Raw genomic sequence first — 15,086 nt, forward strand, 5'->3', positions numbered from 1 at the left:
TCATTGAGCTGACCAGCCGCCATCGACGGCCAACGACGTACCGGTGACAAAACTGTTGTCGCACAACCACAGCACTGCCGAGGCCACCTCGGAAGGCTCCATCATCCGTTTGACTGCGCTGCGCTGGAGGAAGATCTTCTCCGGAACTTCCGACTCGGGAATTCCGTGCGCTTTCGCCTGATCGGCGATCTGCTTCTCCACCAACGGAGTCCGCACATAGCCGGGTGCCACGCAGTTGGACGTCACGCCATGTGGGGCGCCTTCGAGCGCGGCGACCTTGGAGAACCCCTCCAGGCCGTGTTTCGCCGCGGTGTAGGCGGATTTGAACGCGGACGCGCGAATGCCGTGCACGCTGGTGATGTGGACCAACCGGCCCCAGCCGCGCGCGTACATGTGCGGCAGCACGTGCTTGGTGAGCCGGAAGGCCGCCCCCACCATCAGTTCGAGCATCGCCGAGAAGCGCTCGGCGGGGAACTCGTGGATGGGCGCGACGTGCTGCACGCCGGCGTTGTTGACGAGAACGTCGATCTCGGCGGGCAGGGCGTCGACCGGGTCCATCAGGTCGAGCACGTGACCGGCGCCGCCGAGTTCCTCGGCGAGGACCAGGACCTTCGGATCTCGATCCACCAGATGGACTTCGGCGCCGGCGGCGGCCAGTGCGCGAGCGCAGGCAAGGCCGATGCCGCTCGCGGCGCCGGTGACCAGCGCGCTGTGACCCGTGACACTCGACATGCCTGGAAACGGTAGGCGTCACGCGGCGTGATCAACATGTGGCTGGCCCACACAACGCCTGGTCACAGGGTGGCTTTAGCCAACATTTAGCGTCTCACTGGCATATCTGGCCGAACGACTGGGTACAGAGGCGTAAGCTCCCGTCACCTGAACGGGGGAAGATCCGCAAGAGGGGGCTGCACCATGTCCACAACACCCATTTACGACGACCTCCTGCGCGAGCTCGACGAGATCGCACAGGAGGCCGGTTTGACCAGCTCGGAGCCCACTCCCGAGCCCGTCACGTCGTAGGGGGAACCACTACTTCGGAGGGGCGATCAGCTCGGCGGGCACCGGCTGGTCCTTGCTGATCAGGTCGAACAGCTCGGACGCCTTCTCCTTGTTCCACTGCACGACCGAGCCCGCACCGGGCACCGTCGGCGTGGATCCGACCGGCACCGTCCCGCTCGTCGCGTCGCTCATGTTGAGCGCGACGCTGGCCAGGTGCCACACGTGGTCGTCGTCGTTGACCGACACCGAACCGGACGCCGCGTTCATCAGCGGGATGACGCGGAACGGGTTCGCCAGCGTCGCCGGGCTCTTCACCTTCTCGAAGAGCGCCGACAGGAACTTGCGCTGGTTCTGCACGCGCTGCAGGTCTGCGGTCGCGAAGGCACGTGTCCGCACGAACCCGAGCGCCTGCGGTCCGTCGAGCTCCTGGCAGCCCGCGGGCAGGTCGATGCCGGCCAGCGGGTCCTTGATCGGCTCGTCGAGGCAGATGTCCACTCCACCGACAGCGTCGACCATGTCGGAGAACCCGCCGAAGCCGATCTCCATGTAGTGGTCGATGCGCACGCCGGTCGCACCCTCGACGGTCTGCACGAGCATCTGCGGCCCGCCGAACGCGTACGCCGCGTTGACCTTGTTGCGGCCGTTCTCCGGGATCGCGACGTAGGAGTCGCGCGGAATCGACACCAGCACCGGCTTGGCGGCGCTGTTGTCCGGCAGGTGCAGCATCATGATGGTGTCGGTCCGCCGTCCGGCGGCGTCACCGGTGGCCAGCGCGTCCTTCTGCTCCTGCGTCAGGCCTTCCCGCGCGTCCGATCCGACGAGCAGCCAGGTGGTGCCCGGCGTCTCGGCAGGACGGCCCTCGTAGTCCGGCAGCGCGTTGATCCGCGTCAGCGTCGAGTCGACGTAGAAACCGAATCCGACGGTGCCGAGAACCAGGACGAGCAGCAGCACCAGAATGACGCGTCCCGGACGCCTCTTCTTCTTCATCGGCCGCTGCGGCGGCATGGGACGCCGCGGCTGCTGGTAGCCGTGGTGATACCCAGCGCTCATGTGTCGCCAACCCCGATCCGCTTTAGTTTCGCTTTGCACCTATGGACGCCGTTCGTCCGTTCAGGTTGCGAGGAAACCTACCGGGGTGGCAGCACCAACGCCTGGAAAAGGCGCTCGACCTCGGCGGACGGGTCGTCGGTCCAGCCCGTATGAGCAGGTGAGGTCTGCACGATCGTGCTGCGGGGCGCGGTGAGCCAGCGGAAGCGCTGCCCGACCGTGGTCCTGCTCACCGGACCGGCCCCGGGAGTGCCGTCGCACGAGTTCGTCAGGTGCTTCAGCGACGATTCGAGCGTCTCGACGTCGAGGTGCGGGTCCAGCACCCGCAGCCGCTCACCGTCCACATAGGTCTTCGCGCACAGGAAGTCCAGCGGCGCGCAGTAGACGATGACGCCGACGTTCATGAACTCGCCCCGCTCCTGCCGCGGCACCGCCCGCAGCAGCGCGTACTCAAACACGTGCGGCACGGGCGGCCTCCAGCGAGTCGACCCAGCCGCGGTTGTTCAGGCGGTAGGTGAAGAAGTCCTTGTAGCGCTGACGGAGTTCGGCCGGATCGCCCTCCAGCCACTCGTCGGGAACGAGCGCGAGCACCTCGTCGAGCAGCTCCGGCGTGACCTTCGCGGCAAGTTCCGCGTCCACTTCGGACAGCGAGCCCGCGTTCGGCAGCATCGCGTGGTCCGACGAGTCGTAGCGGTAGTCGCGCATATTCCATTCTGGGGTGGGCCGGGAATCTTCACTCCACGAGTAGTGGAAGTAGAGCGCGGCGCCGTGGTCGATCAGCCACGGTTCGCGATGCCACAGCAGCATGTTCGGGTTGCGCCAGCTGCGGTCCACGTTGAGCACCAGCGCGTCGAACCACAACAGCTTCGTCGCGAGCTCGGTTCCGGGGTCGCGCACGATCGGGTTGAAGTCGAACGAGCCGGGCAGGTAGTCGAGGCCGAGGTTGAGGCCGCCACTGGCCCGCAACAGCTCCTGGACCTCCTGGTCCGGTTCCGCGCGCGCCAGCTCCGGGTCGAGGTGCACCAGGACGATCTCGGGTATCCGGAAGCCCAGCCGCCTGGCGAGTTCGCCGACGACGATCTCGGCGACCAGGACCTTCACGCCCTGCCCCGCGCCGCGGAACTTCACCACGTACATACCCAGGTCGTCGGCCTCGACCAGCCCCGGCATCGATCCGCCCTCGCGGAACGGCGTCACATAGCGGGTGGCCGTGACCTCCCTCAGAAGACTCACCCGCGCATGATCACACGAACGCCTGCCCGAAGCCGACCCGAATACCGCCGGCTACGAGGTCAACGCCCTGAAGTAGGCGGTCTGACCTGCCTTGTTCGGGTGGTAGGAGTCGGCGGTCGGGTTGGTCAGCGCGTTGATCCACGGCTCGCGCGAGCAGACGCCGTGGTCCGCAAACGCTTCCCTCACGTCCACGTACCGCGCTCCCGCCCGCGCGGCGGCCTCGGCGATCACCCCGGACAGCTCGTTGGCGGCGTCGTTGAGGTACTGACGCTTCATCGTGGAGAGCGAGCGGCATCCGTCGGCCTGCGTGAACAGCCGCGGATAGCCGAGCACCACCAGTTCGGCGTTCGGTGCGGCGGCCCTGACCGCGGAGTAGGTGGCGTCGAGCCTCGCGGGCAGTTCGTCGCGGGCGAAGGCCCGGGCCTTCTCCACCCGCTTGTCGCACGCGTTGTCACTGCCGAGCGTGCAGGTCGTCAGCACGTCGACGAACCCGAGGTCGTTGCCGCCGATGGTGATCGTGACCAGCGTCGTGGCCGGGGTCAGTGCCCGCAGCTGCGACTTGAGCGACTTCGTGGTCGCGCCGCTGCACGCCACGAACTTGAACGACGGGAACTCCTCGCCCCGCAACGCCGGGTAGGCGTTCGCGCTTCGGCGACAGGACCCGTCCACATAGGAACCGGCGCCCGCCCCGGACGCGTAGGAGTCGCCGAGTGCGACGTACTCCGGTGCGAACGGCGCGGGCGCCAGCAGTGCGACAGCGAGGACTCCAGCCATAAGACCCATGAGAGCCGGAGTACCACTGTGGACGATCGACTAGAAGGGCATTAACCCAGTCGTGTGGGCAGCACGCAGACCGGGATCGCGGTCTGCAGCGCCGTGCCGGACGAGGTGATCCTGCCGGTTGCCTTGTCCACCGTGAACGACGTGACGTTGTTCGAGTTCTGGTTGGCCGCGAACAGCAGAGACCCGGTCGGGTCGAACGTGATGTGCCGCGGGTACTTGCCGCCGACCGCGGTGGTGCCGAGCATCGTCAACCCGGAACCGCCGACCGCGAAGTGCGCGATGCTGTCATGCCCGCGGTTCGACAGGTAGACGTTCCTGCCGTCCGCGGAGACCAGCACCTCGGCCGGGTAGTTCGTCGGGCTTCCGGACGGCACGGTCTTGAGCACCTGGCCCGGCGTGAGCGTCCCGTTCGCGTAGGCGCAGGTCACGATCGTCGAGTCCAGCTCGTTCGCCACGTAGGCCGTCTTGCCGTCCGGGTGGAACGCGATGTGGCGCGGTCCTGCTCCCGGCTTGACCTTCGCCTGCGAGACCTGGGTCAGCTTCCCGCCGGTGAACGAGTAGACGAACACCGAGTCCGCGCCGAGGTCGACCGCCGCCGCGTACTTGCCGGCCTGGTCGAACACGATGTGGTGTGCGTGCGGGCCTTCCTGGCGTTCCTTGTTCGGCCCGGACCCCTTGTGCTGGACCTTCTGCGTGCGCGCGCCGAGGCTGCCGTCGGCGCCCACCGGGAAGACGCTCAAAGACCCCGACGAGTAGTCGGCCGTGATCAGGAACTTCCCGGACGGGTCGAGCGTCAGGTGGCACGGGTCGGCGCCGCCGGTCGCCTGCTTGTTGATCACCTTGAGCGTGGCCGCGTTGATCGCGGTGACCTCGCCCTTGGTGTTCTCGTTGACGGCGTAGAGGAACCTGCCGTCCCGCGACTCGATCACGAACGACGGGTTGACCACGCCCGTGATCACGCCGGTCGTCTTCAGCTGCCCGGTCACGGTGTCGTAGGTGCCGATGCCGATGCCCTTGGCGCCACCGCTCCACGTCGTGTAGGCGCCGAAGAACACTCTCCGGGTGGCGGGGGCCGCCTCAGCGGTTCCTCCGGTCATCAGCAGTCCAGCTCCTACGCCCATGGCTCCGAGAAAACGTCGCCGATCAACACCCACGTCCGCACCTCCGGAATGAACTTTGCGGCGGCGGCGCAGCCCACACTGGCCCAGACCACTACGGCCAGGCAATAGGTGCAATCAAGATTGCGTCTAGCGCAACGGGTCGTTCGCGATCAGCCGGGCCTTCTCGGCCTCGATGTCGTAGGCGGGTGGCGGGAACTTCGGGTCCATCTCGCGCATGGTCTCCAGCAGCAACTGACTGACCGCCCAGTTCCGGTACCACTTCCGGTCCGACGGGACGGCGTACCAGGGCGTGGCCGAGCAGTTCTTCAACGCCTGCGCGTAGGCGTCCTGGTACTTCGACCACTTCGAGCGCGAGTCGATGTCGGCCGGGTTGTACTTCCAGTGCTTCTTCGGGTCGTCCAGGCGTGCGAGCAGCCGTTCCTTCTGCACCTCCGGCGAGATGTTCAGGAAGCACTTGACGACCGTGACGCCACCGTCCGCGAGCTCCCGCTCGAACGCGTTGATCTCCTTGTAACGCCCGCGAATCTCCGCGGCCGTCAGCAGGCGTTCTACTTTGGGCACCAGGACGTCCTCGTAGTGGGAGCGGTCGAACGCCCCGATGCGGCCCTTCTCGGGCAGGACCTTCCTGACGCGCGCCAGGAAGTGCTGGCGCCGTTCGGCGGGAGTCGGTTTCTTGAACGACGCGATGCGCACGCCCTGCGGGTTCACCAGGCCGACGACGTGCCGGACGACGCCGCCCTTGCCCGCGGTGTCCATGCCCTGCAGGACGAGGAGGACCGCGCGAGAATTCTCCGCGTACAGCGCTTCCTGCAGACCGTCCAGCTCGGCCCCGGTGGCGACCAGGCCCTCGGCCGCCTCCTTCTTGCTCTGGGGACCGACCGGGCGCCCCGCCGGATCGAGGGTGGAGAGATCCACCTCATCGAGCCGCAGGGCTTCACGAACCGACTTCTTCGCCATCACCAGACCGTAGCGATTCACCGCCGATTCCGCCTGCTGTGCAAAGTTCCGCCACTGATTGATGAATCTACGCAACGAACTGAGGCAATGCGCAACGCTTCACGGTCGAAATCGCTTGTCCGGGACCCTAGCCTTGGAGGATGACCGCCATCGCTGACCACCACACCGCGGAGACCACCACTTCGGCTAGCGCTGACTACGTCGCCCTGGACGAGGAGTGGAGCACGCACAACTACCACCCGCTTCCGGTGGTCATCTCGCACGGCGAGGGGTCCTGGGTCACCGACGTCGAGGGCCGCCGTTACCTGGACTTCCTGTCCGGCTACTCGTCGCTGAACTTCGGGCACCGCCACCCCGCCCTGGTGGCCGCCGCCGTCGAACAGCTCGGCCGCGTGACGCTGACCAGCCGCGCGTTCCACCACGACCAGTTCGGCCTGTTCTGCCGCGAGCTCGCGGCACTCACCGGCACCGAGATGGTGCTCGCGATGAACTCCGGCGCGGAGGCCGTCGAGTCCGCGATCAAGGTCGCGCGCAAGTGGGCCTACCAGGTCAAGGGCGTGCCGGAGGGCACGGCCGAGATCATCGTCGCCGGGTCCAACTTCCACGGCCGCACCACGACGATCGTGTCGTTCTCGACCGACGAGACCGCGCGCAACGACTTCGGGCCGTTCACGCCCGGCTTCAAGGTCGTCAAGTACGGCAACCTCGACGAGATCGAGTCCGCGATCTCCCCGCGCACGGCCGCCGTGCTGCTGGAGCCGATCCAGGGCGAGGCCGGCGTCGTCGTGCCGCCCGCCGGGTACCTGGCCGGAATTCGCCGCCTGTGCGACGAGAACAACGTCCTGATGATCGCCGACGAGATCCAGTCCGGCCTCGGCCGCACCGGCGAGCTGTTCGCGCTGGATCACGAGGGTGTGCGCGCTGACCTCTACACGCTCGGCAAGGCGCTGGGCGGCGGCATCCTGCCCGTGTCCGCCGTGGTCGGTTCACGGGCCGTGCTGGGCGTGCTGAAGCCCGGCGAGCACGGGTCGACGTTCGGTGGCAACCCGCTCGCCTGCGCCGTGGGCCGCGCGGTCGTGAGGCTGCTCGCGACCGGCGAGTTCCAGCAGCGCTCACGGGAGATGGGCGCGTACCTGCACGCCGAACTGAACAAGCTGGTCGGCCACGGGGTGGCCGAGGTGCGCGGGCGTGGGCTGTGGGCCGGTGTCGAGATCGCGCCCGGCGGTCCGGTCGGCCGGGCCGCGTCCGAGGCACTCTCCCTGCGCGGGGTGCTGTGCAAGGAGACGCACGCGTCGACGTTGCGCGTCGCTCCGCCGTTGGTGATCACGCGGGACGAGATCGACCTGGGCGTTCAGGCAATCGCTGAAGTCGTTCGTCCCGTTTAGGGTGATTTTCATTCGTAGCTAGGTCACAAATGCGGCGGACGGGCCACGGCGCCCGTCCGCCGCAGGCATGATGACTCTTATGGGTGAACGGGTGCGTGCTGAGGCCGCTGCCGCTTTGGGCAGATGGGTTGAGCCTGAAGAGGTCTACGCCGAGGGGCGCGCGCTGCGGTCCTCAGTGGACTTCAAAGCGCACCGGGCGATGTCGCTGGCCTCCGCACGCCCGTCCGTCCTGGAGTTCCTGCGCGCCAGCAACAAGGGCCGATTGGAAAACCTGATCCCGCTGCGGATCGGACGGATGCTGGAGAACCCGTTCGCGTTCTTCCGCGGTGCGGCCGGCTTGCAGGCGGGCGATCTCGCCGCCGGATGCGCGACGGGCCTTCACGCTCAGTTGTGCGGTGATGCACACGCAGCGAACTTCGGTCTCTACGGCACGCCCGAGGGCCAGATCGTCATGGACATCAACGACTTCGACGAGACGCTCCCAGGCCCGTGGGAATGGGACCTCAAGCGGCTCGTGGCGTCTTTGGTGCTGGCGGGCCGGGTCGGCGGCGTGTCGGACAAGGGCTGCCGTGACGCCGCGGAAGACGCGGTGCGCGCGTACCGGGGCTCGATCAAGCACCTCGCGGAGCTCCCGTTCCTGGACTCGTGGAGCGCGCTGGGCGACGAGTCCTCGCTGTCGAAGGTCAAGGCGGACGACCTGATCAACGACTTCTCCAAGGCCGCCGAGAAGTCGCGCAAGAACACCAGCGCCCGGTTCGCCGCGAAGTGGACCGCGCACGACGGCGAGAAGTGGCGGTTCATCACGAACCCGCCGACGTTCACCGAGGCCACTCCCCCGACCGCCGAGGCCGTGATCGCCGCGCTGCCGTCCTACGTGGACAGTCTGCGCGAGTCCCGGCGGAACCTGATCATGCGGTACGGCGTCTCGGACGTGGCGTTCCGCGTCGTCGGCACCGGCAGCGTCGGCCTGCGCAACTACCTGATCCTGTTGCACGGCAACGGGTCCGAGGCTCTGGTCCTGCAGGCCAAGGAAGCCAGGCCCTCCGCCCTGCAGCCGTTCCTGGACGTCGATCCCGCCAAGCACGAGGGCAAGCGGATCGTGCACGGCGCGCGACTGGTGCAGGCGGAGACGGACATCCTGCTGGGCTGGACGACGATCGAGGGCCGACACTTCATCGTGCGGCAGTTCCGCAACCGCAAGGGTGAGATCGACGCGACCACGTTGAAGCGCGACGACCTGGACGACTACGGCCGCCTCGCCGGCGCCCTGCTGGCCCGCGCGCACACGCGTTCACTCGACCCGCGGCTGCTGGCCGGGTACTTCCAGAACGGCGGCGGCGACGACCTCGACGAGGCGTTCGCGAAGTACGCGTTCGACTACGCCGACCAGACCGAGGCGGACCACGCCGAGCTGGCCAGGCTGGTCAAGAACGGGAAGCTGCCCGCCGTCGTCGAAGACCGGTGACGCGCCTTCGGGCCCTCGCCCGAGAGTTGACCTAGCCTGGCGGTATGAAGATCCGTCGCGCCGCCTCCCCCGACGACGTGTTCGCCGCCGCGCACCTGTTCGACGCGCCACCACGGCCGGACGCGACCGCTCGGTTCCTGGCGCAGGATCACAGCCATCTGCTGATCGCCTACGTCGGCGACCAGCCGGCCGGGTTCGTGTCCGGGGTGGAGACGACGCACCCGGACAAGGGCACCGAGATGTTCCTCTACGAGCTGGGCGTGGACGACTCGTTCCTGCGCCGCGGCATCGGCACGGCGCTCGTCGAGGCGCTGAAAGCCCTTGCGGTGGAACGGGGTTGCTACGCGATGTGGACCGGCACCGCCGCGGGTGACACGGCGGCGCAGGCCACGTACAAGAAGGCGGGCGGGTCGATCGACGACGGCGCCTTCGTCTCCTGGGAGCTCTAGCTCCAGACCGGCTCGTCCACTTCGGACACCTTGCCGTCCGCCCGGAAGTGCAGGAACCGGTCGAACGACTTGGCGAACCACCGGTCGTGAGTCACGGCGACGACGGTGCCTTCGAAGTCGTTCAGCGCGTTCTGCAACGCCTCCGCCGACGCGAGGTCGAGGTTGTCCGTCGGCTCGTCGAGCAGCAGCAACGTCGCCCCGGACAGCTCCAGCAGCAGGATCTGGAACCGCGCCTGCTGCCCGCCGGACAGGTTCTCGAACCGCTGGTCGCCTGCCTGGTGCAGGCCGTAGCGCTGCAGCACCGACATCGCGGCGCCACGGTCCTTGCCGCGCCGCTGGCCCTCGCCGTGCCAGAGGATGTCCACGAGCGTGCGGCCGAGCCACTCCGGGTGCTCGTGCGTCTGCGCGAACAGCCCCGCCACGACCCGTGCGCCGAGCTTCCACTTGCCGGTCGTGCGGACGTCGTCCCCGCCGAGCAGCCGCAGGAAGTGGCTCTTGCCGGAGCCGTTCGAGCCCAGCACCGCCACCCGGTCGCCGAAGAAGATCTCCTGCGAGAACGGCCTCATCAGCCCGGTCAGCTCCAGCTGCTCGCACGTGATCGCGCGGACGCCCGTCCGGCCACCCTTGAGCCTCGGCGTGACCTTCTCGTCCTGAGGGATCTCCGGCGGCGGGCCCGCCTGCTCGTACCGTTCGAGGCGCGCGGCCATGACCCGATACTTCTGAGCCATCACCTCGGAGGACTTGGCCAGCTGCTGGAGCGTGCGGACGAGGTCCTTGAGCCGCTCGTGCTCCTCGTTCCAGCGCCGGTGATCTTCCAGCAGCCTGTCGATGCGTTTCGCTCGGGCGGCGTGCCACGTCCCGAACGAGCCCGCGTGCGTCCACGTGGAATGCGCCTCGACCGTGACCACGTGCGTCGCGGCAGTGGACAGCAGCTCACGGTCGTGGCTGACGACGAGAACGGCCTTGTCGGTGGCCTTCAGCCGGTCTTCGAGCCAGCGCTTGCCGGGAACGTCGAGGTAGTTGTCGGGCTCGTCGAGCAGCAGCACCTGCTCGTGGCCGCGCAACAACGTTTCGAGGACCAGCCGCTTCTGCTCACCGCCGGACAACGTGCGCACCTCGCGGAACCGGGCCCGGTCGTAGGGCAGGCCGAGCGCGGCGACGGTGACCGTGTCCCAGAGGACCTCGATGTCGTACCCGCCGGCCTCGCCGTAGTTGGTGAGGGCGTTCGCATACCGCATCTGGGCGGCTTCGTCGTCGACGTCCATCAGCGCGAGCTCGGCGTCGTCGAGCTCCTCGGCGGCCTTCCGCAACGCCACGGGCGCCACGGACAGCAACAGGTCCCGCACCAGGCTGTCGTCGCGGACCGAGCCGATGAACTGCGGCATCACCGCGAGCCCGCCCTGCACGTGCACGCTGCCCTGCTTCGGGATGAGCTCACCCGACAGGATCCGTTGCAGCGTCGTCTTGCCGGCACCGTTGGCGCCGACGAGCGCGACCACGGTCCCGCCGCTCACCTTGAACGAGACGTCGCGGAACAGCTCCCTGCCATCAGGCAAGGCGTACGCGAGCCCGTTCGCTTCCAGATAACCCACGCGGAGATGGTCCGGGTTGTGCTGTTCCGGCGCCAGCGAGTTTCCGCTACCGGAGGCGAAGCGGGTACTTGCGAAGCACCAGAACACCGGCTGTGACCAGCAGGCACTGGAAGGCGGGGCCGAACGCGCCGATCACCGTCAGCAGCACCGTGAGGCCACCGAAGACGACCAGGAGGGAGTAGAACAGCCAGGGCCGGACCTGGCGGTTCATGGTGCGGGCGAGTCTGGGCTCGTCCGCGAGCAACCGCTGCTCGATCTCTTCGAGCGAGCGGCGTTCGGCTTCACTCAGCATGGGTGCCTCCGGAAGACGTCGGGACGTCATCATTCCCGCTCGTCACCCAGTGGATACTCGAACGCCGCCGGAGTCAAACCCGAGACAACGCGACCAATCGGCTGACAGCCCGCAGGTACTTCTTGCGGTAGCCGCCGCGCAGCATCTCCTCGGTGAACAGCTCCGACAGCGGCTGCCCCGACACCGCCACCGGGATGTCGCGGTCGTAGAGCCGGTCGCCGAACGCCACGAGCCTCAGCCCGACGCTCTGGTCGGGCGCCGGCTTGACGTCCTTGAGGTGCACGGCGGTGACGCCGTCGAGCAGCCTGCCGTACTTCGACGGGTGGATGCGGGCGAGCGCCTTGCACAGGTCGTCGAAGTCGTCGAGGGTCGAGCCTGCGGTGTTAGAGGCTCTAACAGTCAGTTCGGTGTCCGACATCGGTGTGGGGGCGTCGGGCAGGCCGCGGTGGCGGTAGTCGGGGCCGTCGACGCGGACCACGTCGAACTTCGAGGACATCGACTGGATCTCGCGCAGGAAGTCGGCGGCGGCGAACCGCCCCTCGCCGAGCTTGTCCGGCAGTGTGTTCGAGGTGGCGGCGACGTGCACGCCGGCCGCGATCAGTTCCTTGATCAGGCGCGTGACGAGCATGGTGTCGCCGGGGTCGTCGAGCTCGAACTCGTCGATGGCGAGCAGCTTGTGGCCGCTCAGGCGCCGGACCGCCTCGGGGAACGTCAGGACGCCGACCATGTTGGTCAGCTCGACGAACGTGCCGTACGCCTTCGGGCCCGGCACGGCGTGCCAGAGCGAGGCGAGCAGGTGGGTCTTGCCGACGCCGAAGCCGCCGTCGAGGTAGAGGCCGAGCTTGCCCGCCTCTTCGTCGCGGGAACCGAACAGCGACCACTTCTTGCGGCGGACGCTGACCCGCGCGGCGAACCGGCGGCCCGCCTCGACCGCGGCGGCCTGCGAGGGCTCGTCCGGGTTGGGGATGTAGGTGTCGAAGCTGACCGAGTCGAACATCGGCGGCGGCACCAGGTTCTCGATCAGTTCGTCGGGACTGATCTGGGGATCCCGGTCGGACAAGCGCATGCCCGCAGCTTATCGGCGTGATGGGATGGCCAGGTGGAGATGTTGTGGCCCTCACCGGGCGTTGAGATGACCGACACAGCCCTCGAGTCGCTGTACGCCTATCCCGCCGATCGGACGTGGGTCACCGCGAACTTCGTGTCCAGCGTGGACGGTGCGGTGTCGGTCGACGGGCGTTCGGCGGGGCTGGGGTCGCCCGCGGACCGGAAGATCTACCTGCTCGGGCGCGAGCTCGCCGACGTCGTGATGGTGGGTGCGGCGACGGTGTTGATCGAGGGGTACCGGGGTGCGAAGCGCGCCAGGCCGTTGCCGATCGCGGTCGTGACCACGCGAGGATCTCTGACGCCGGACCTGCCGCTGTTCACCGACACCGCCGTGCCGCCGATCGTGATCACCACCGAGGCCGCGCGCATGCCGGCGCTGCCCGCCGAGGTGATCATCGCCGGCGACACCGAGGTCGACCTGTCGGTCGCGGTCGCCGAACTCGCGGCACGGGGGCTGCACCGGATCAACCTCGAAGGCGGCCCGCGGCTGTTCGGGTCGATGGTGGCCGAAGGGCTGGTGGACGCGCTGAACCTGACCGTGGCGCCGGTGCTCGCGGTGGGTGACTCGTCGCGGATCGCGCACGGTGCGGTCATCCCGCCCGTGGATCTCGCGCTGGCGTCGGTGTTGCGCGCGGACGACGTCCTGTTGCTGCGGTATCAGCGGCGGAATTCCACCTGAAGAGGCAGGATGTGCCCGTGGACCTACCGCTGACGCCACCTCTGCAGCCGATGCTCGCCACCGCGGTGGACGGGATCCCGGACGACGCGAACCTGTTCTTCGAGCCGAAGTGGGACGGGTTCCGCTGCGTGGTGTTCCGCTCCGGCGACGAGGTGCTGCTGCAGTCGCGCAGCGGGAAGCCGCTCAACCGCTACTTCCCCGAGGTCGTCGCCTCGATGCTCGACGTGCTGCCCGACAAGGTGGTCGTCGACGGCGAACTGGTGGTCGCGAAGAACGACGAGCTGGACTTCGACGCGTTGTCCGAGCGCATCCACCCGGCGGCCTCGCGGGTGACGATGCTGTCGGAGGCGACGCCGGCCACGTTCGTCGCGTTCGACCTGCTGGCGCTGGGGTCCGAGGTGCTGCTGGAGCAGCCGACGATCGCGCGGCGCGAGGCGTTGCTGACGCTGCCGGGGTTGAACGTGACGCCCGCGACCACGTCCGTCGAGACGGCGCGGCAGTGGTTCACGCTGTTCGAGGGCGCGGGGCTGGACGGCGTGATGGGCAAGCCGTCGGACGGCCCGTACACGCCGGGCAAGCGTTCGATGATCAAGGTGAAGCACGCGCGCACCGCCGACGTCGTGCTCGCGGGCCTGCGCTGGCACAAGGACACCGAGCCCGGCACGGCGGTCGGCTCGTTGCTGCTCGGCGTCTACGACTCGAACGACCTGCTGCACCACATCGGCGTCTGCGGTTCGTTCAAGGCGGCCGAACGCCGTGAGCTGGCCGTCGAGCTGGCGCCGTTGATCACCTCGGGAGACCACCCGTGGGCGAATCCCGTTCCCGGCCAGCGGATCCCCGGCGAGATCAACCGGTGGCGCGGCAAGCAGGCCGAGTACGTGGCGCTGCGGCCCGAGCGGGTGCTGGAGATCCACTACACGCAGACGGAGGGCGAGCAGCCCGTGCGGCTGCGGCACAACGGTCAGTTCGCGCGGTGGCGCCCGGACCGCGAGCCGCTGTCGTGCCGTTACGACCAGCTGGAGATCCCGGCCCGCTACGACGTGGCGTCGGTGCTGAAGGGCGAGCTCCGGGCCCGTTAGACGTCGGGCTCGGCCGATCTCGCCGCACCGACCGACGCGATCACGACGCAGCCGACGGCGATCCACTGCGCCGGTGCGAGGTGTTCTCCGAGCAGCAGCAGGCCGGCCACCGCGGCCACCGCCGGTTCCAGCGACATCAGAATCCCGAACACGCGCGGCGGCATGCGGCGCAACGCCTCCAGCTCCAGCGAGTACGGGACGACCGACGACATCAGCGCGACCACGATCGCCACCACCAGCACCATCGGGTCGAGCATCGCGGTGCCCGCCGAGCCGATGCCGAACGGCAGCGCGATCACCGTGCCGACCACCATCGCGAGCGCGAGGCCCTTGCCGTCGGTCGTCTGGCTGCCGAGCTTGGCCGTCACCAGGATGTACGCCGCCCAGCACGCGCCCGCGGCCAACGCGAACAGCACGCCCGTCCACAACAGACCGCCCTGCACGCCCGTGAGCAGCACAATGCCCGTGCCCGCCAACAACACCCACACGCCGTCGAGCCAGCGCCGTGAGCCCGCGACCGCCACCGCGAGCGGCCCGAGGAACTCGATCGTGACGGCCGCGCCGAGCGGGATGCGGTCCAGTGCCGCGTAGAAGCAAAGGTTCATCACGGCGAGCACGGCGCCGTAGGTGACGACCGTGACGAGCGTTCTGCGGTCGAGCCTGAGTGAGGGACGCCAGATCAGGACCAGCACCAGTGCGGCCATGAGCAGCCGCACCGTGACCATGCCCGCCGCGCCCGCGACCGTGAAGAGCTGCTTCGCGAACGCCGCGCCGACCTGCACGCTGACGATGCCCAGCAGCACGAGCGCCGTCGGCGGGATGCCGCCCACGAGGCGAGCCACGGGGAGCCGATCGGCGTGATCCATGTCCCCCATCCTGACTCACCTCGCATTTA

The 15,086-nt window shown here is 68.4% G+C and carries 16 protein-coding genes; 5 read left to right on the top strand and 11 right to left on the bottom strand.

The genetic code is table 11. The features are described from left to right. The 7 genes from SK854_RS46225 to SK854_RS46255 form a co-directional block, all read right to left on the bottom strand. Complete coding sequence (locus tag SK854_RS46225) at positions 1–732, bottom strand: SDR family NAD(P)-dependent oxidoreductase (protein ID WP_319981561.1); 732 nt, start codon at positions 730–732, stop codon at positions 1–3. 300 nt (positions 733–1,032) lie between these two features. Beyond that, on the bottom strand, positions 1,033–2,052 hold the full coding sequence (locus SK854_RS46230) for an LCP family protein (RefSeq protein WP_319981562.1): 1,020 nt from the start codon (positions 2,050–2,052) through the stop codon (positions 1,033–1,035). Between the two features lie 77 nt (positions 2,053–2,129). Next, positions 2,130–2,516: a DUF3037 domain-containing protein gene (locus SK854_RS46235; RefSeq protein ID WP_319981563.1), complete on the bottom strand. Its 387-nt coding sequence runs from the start codon at positions 2,514–2,516 to the stop codon at positions 2,130–2,132. Next, complete coding sequence (locus SK854_RS46240) at positions 2,500–3,282, bottom strand: HipA family kinase (RefSeq protein WP_319981564.1); 783 nt, start codon at positions 3,280–3,282, stop codon at positions 2,500–2,502. The genes SK854_RS46235 and SK854_RS46240 overlap by 17 nt, the downstream gene beginning before the upstream one ends. A 51-nt stretch (positions 3,283–3,333) precedes the next feature. Further along, on the bottom strand, positions 3,334–4,056 hold the full coding sequence (locus SK854_RS46245) for an SGNH/GDSL hydrolase family protein (protein ID WP_319981565.1): 723 nt from the start codon (positions 4,054–4,056) through the stop codon (positions 3,334–3,336). Positions 4,057–4,106: 50 nt separating this feature from the next. After that, a complete protein-coding gene (locus SK854_RS46250) occupies positions 4,107–5,162 on the bottom strand; it encodes a lactonase family protein (protein ID WP_319981566.1) in 1,056 nt (351 codons plus the stop codon). Between the two features lie 150 nt (positions 5,163–5,312). Next, positions 5,313–6,143, bottom strand: coding sequence for a PPK2 family polyphosphate kinase (locus tag SK854_RS46255; protein ID WP_319981567.1), 831 nt, complete (start codon positions 6,141–6,143; stop codon positions 5,313–5,315). A 140-nt stretch (positions 6,144–6,283) separates the two neighbouring features. Between SK854_RS46255 and rocD the strand changes: the two genes are divergently transcribed. The 3 genes from rocD to SK854_RS46270 all read left to right on the top strand — a co-directional run bounded on the left by rocD (position 6,284) and on the right by SK854_RS46270 (position 9,442). Next, the gene (rocD, locus tag SK854_RS46260; RefSeq protein ID WP_319981568.1) at positions 6,284–7,528 is read left to right on the top strand and encodes an ornithine--oxo-acid transaminase; all 1,245 of its coding nucleotides are present in this window, start codon (positions 6,284–6,286) and stop codon (positions 7,526–7,528) included. 79 nt (positions 7,529–7,607) lie between these two features. Then, entirely contained in the window at positions 7,608–8,993 is a 1,386-nt protein-coding gene (locus SK854_RS46265) for a DUF2252 domain-containing protein (protein ID WP_319981569.1), read from the top strand. A 44-nt stretch (positions 8,994–9,037) separates the two neighbouring features. Continuing rightward, positions 9,038–9,442: a GNAT family N-acetyltransferase gene (locus SK854_RS46270; RefSeq protein WP_319981570.1), complete on the top strand. Its 405-nt coding sequence runs from the start codon at positions 9,038–9,040 to the stop codon at positions 9,440–9,442. On the opposite strand, the gene SK854_RS46275 is transcribed toward SK854_RS46270, so the two are convergent. The 3 genes from SK854_RS46275 to zapE all read right to left on the bottom strand — a co-directional run bounded on the left by SK854_RS46275 (position 9,439) and on the right by zapE (position 12,392). Then, a complete protein-coding gene (locus tag SK854_RS46275; RefSeq protein ID WP_319981571.1) occupies positions 9,439–11,034 on the bottom strand; it encodes an ABC-F family ATP-binding cassette domain-containing protein in 1,596 nt (531 codons plus the stop codon). The two genes, SK854_RS46270 and SK854_RS46275, sit on opposite strands and share 4 nt — an antisense overlap. A 46-nt stretch (positions 11,035–11,080) precedes the next feature. Further along, on the bottom strand, positions 11,081–11,326 hold the full coding sequence (locus tag SK854_RS46280; RefSeq protein WP_319981572.1) for a DUF3040 domain-containing protein: 246 nt from the start codon (positions 11,324–11,326) through the stop codon (positions 11,081–11,083). A 73-nt stretch (positions 11,327–11,399) separates the two neighbouring features. After that, positions 11,400–12,392 carry a cell division protein ZapE gene (gene zapE, locus SK854_RS46285; protein ID WP_319981573.1) on the bottom strand — a complete coding sequence of 331 codons (993 nt, stop codon included), beginning with the start codon at positions 12,390–12,392 and terminating at the stop codon, positions 11,400–11,402. Positions 12,393–12,458: 66 nt separating this feature from the next. On the opposite strand from zapE, the gene SK854_RS46290 reads away from it, so the two are divergent. Together SK854_RS46290 and SK854_RS46295 are read left to right on the top strand one after the other, a co-directional pair. Further along, positions 12,459–13,112, top strand: a complete 654-nt coding sequence (locus SK854_RS46290; protein WP_319981574.1) for a dihydrofolate reductase family protein — start codon at positions 12,459–12,461, stop codon at positions 13,110–13,112. A gap of 17 nt (positions 13,113–13,129) precedes the next feature. Continuing rightward, positions 13,130–14,191: an ATP-dependent DNA ligase gene (locus tag SK854_RS46295; protein ID WP_319981575.1), complete on the top strand. Its 1,062-nt coding sequence runs from the start codon at positions 13,130–13,132 to the stop codon at positions 14,189–14,191. On the opposite strand, the gene SK854_RS46300 is transcribed toward SK854_RS46295, so the two are convergent. Next, positions 14,188–15,057: an EamA family transporter gene (locus SK854_RS46300; protein WP_319981576.1), complete on the bottom strand. Its 870-nt coding sequence runs from the start codon at positions 15,055–15,057 to the stop codon at positions 14,188–14,190. The genes SK854_RS46295 and SK854_RS46300 overlap by 4 nt on opposite strands. Positions 15,058–15,086 lie beyond the last annotated feature (29 nt).

Source organism: Lentzea sokolovensis (genome assembly GCF_033949975.1).
Classification (GTDB): Bacteria; Actinomycetota; Actinomycetes; order Mycobacteriales; family Pseudonocardiaceae; genus Lentzea; species Lentzea sokolovensis.

Bases quoted from the DNA above. Each gene is read 5' to 3' on its own strand.
- SK854_RS46225 (WP_319981561.1), bottom strand. From the start codon at position 732: ATGTCGAGTGTCACGGGTCACAGCGCGCTGGTCACCGGCGCCGCGAGC.
- SK854_RS46230 (WP_319981562.1), bottom strand. From the start codon at position 2,052: ATGAGCGCTGGGTATCACCACGGCTACCAGCAGCCGCGGCGTCCCATG.
- SK854_RS46245 (WP_319981565.1), bottom strand. From the start codon at position 4,056: ATGGCTGGAGTCCTCGCTGTCGCACTGCTGGCGCCCGCGCCGTTCGCA.
- SK854_RS46250 (WP_319981566.1), bottom strand. From the start codon at position 5,162: ATGACCGGAGGAACCGCTGAGGCGGCCCCCGCCACCCGGAGAGTGTTC.
- SK854_RS46255 (WP_319981567.1), bottom strand. From the start codon at position 6,143: ATGGCGAAGAAGTCGGTTCGTGAAGCCCTGCGGCTCGATGAGGTGGAT.
- rocD (WP_319981568.1), top strand. From the start codon at position 6,284: ATGACCGCCATCGCTGACCACCACACCGCGGAGACCACCACTTCGGCT.
- SK854_RS46265 (WP_319981569.1), top strand. From the start codon at position 7,608: ATGGGTGAACGGGTGCGTGCTGAGGCCGCTGCCGCTTTGGGCAGATGG.
- SK854_RS46270 (WP_319981570.1), top strand. From the start codon at position 9,038: ATGAAGATCCGTCGCGCCGCCTCCCCCGACGACGTGTTCGCCGCCGCG.
- SK854_RS46280 (WP_319981572.1), bottom strand. From the start codon at position 11,326: ATGCTGAGTGAAGCCGAACGCCGCTCGCTCGAAGAGATCGAGCAGCGG.
- zapE (WP_319981573.1), bottom strand. From the start codon at position 12,392: ATGCGCTTGTCCGACCGGGATCCCCAGATCAGTCCCGACGAACTGATC.
- SK854_RS46290 (WP_319981574.1), top strand. From the start codon at position 12,459: ATGACCGACACAGCCCTCGAGTCGCTGTACGCCTATCCCGCCGATCGG.
- SK854_RS46300 (WP_319981576.1), bottom strand. From the start codon at position 15,057: ATGGATCACGCCGATCGGCTCCCCGTGGCTCGCCTCGTGGGCGGCATC.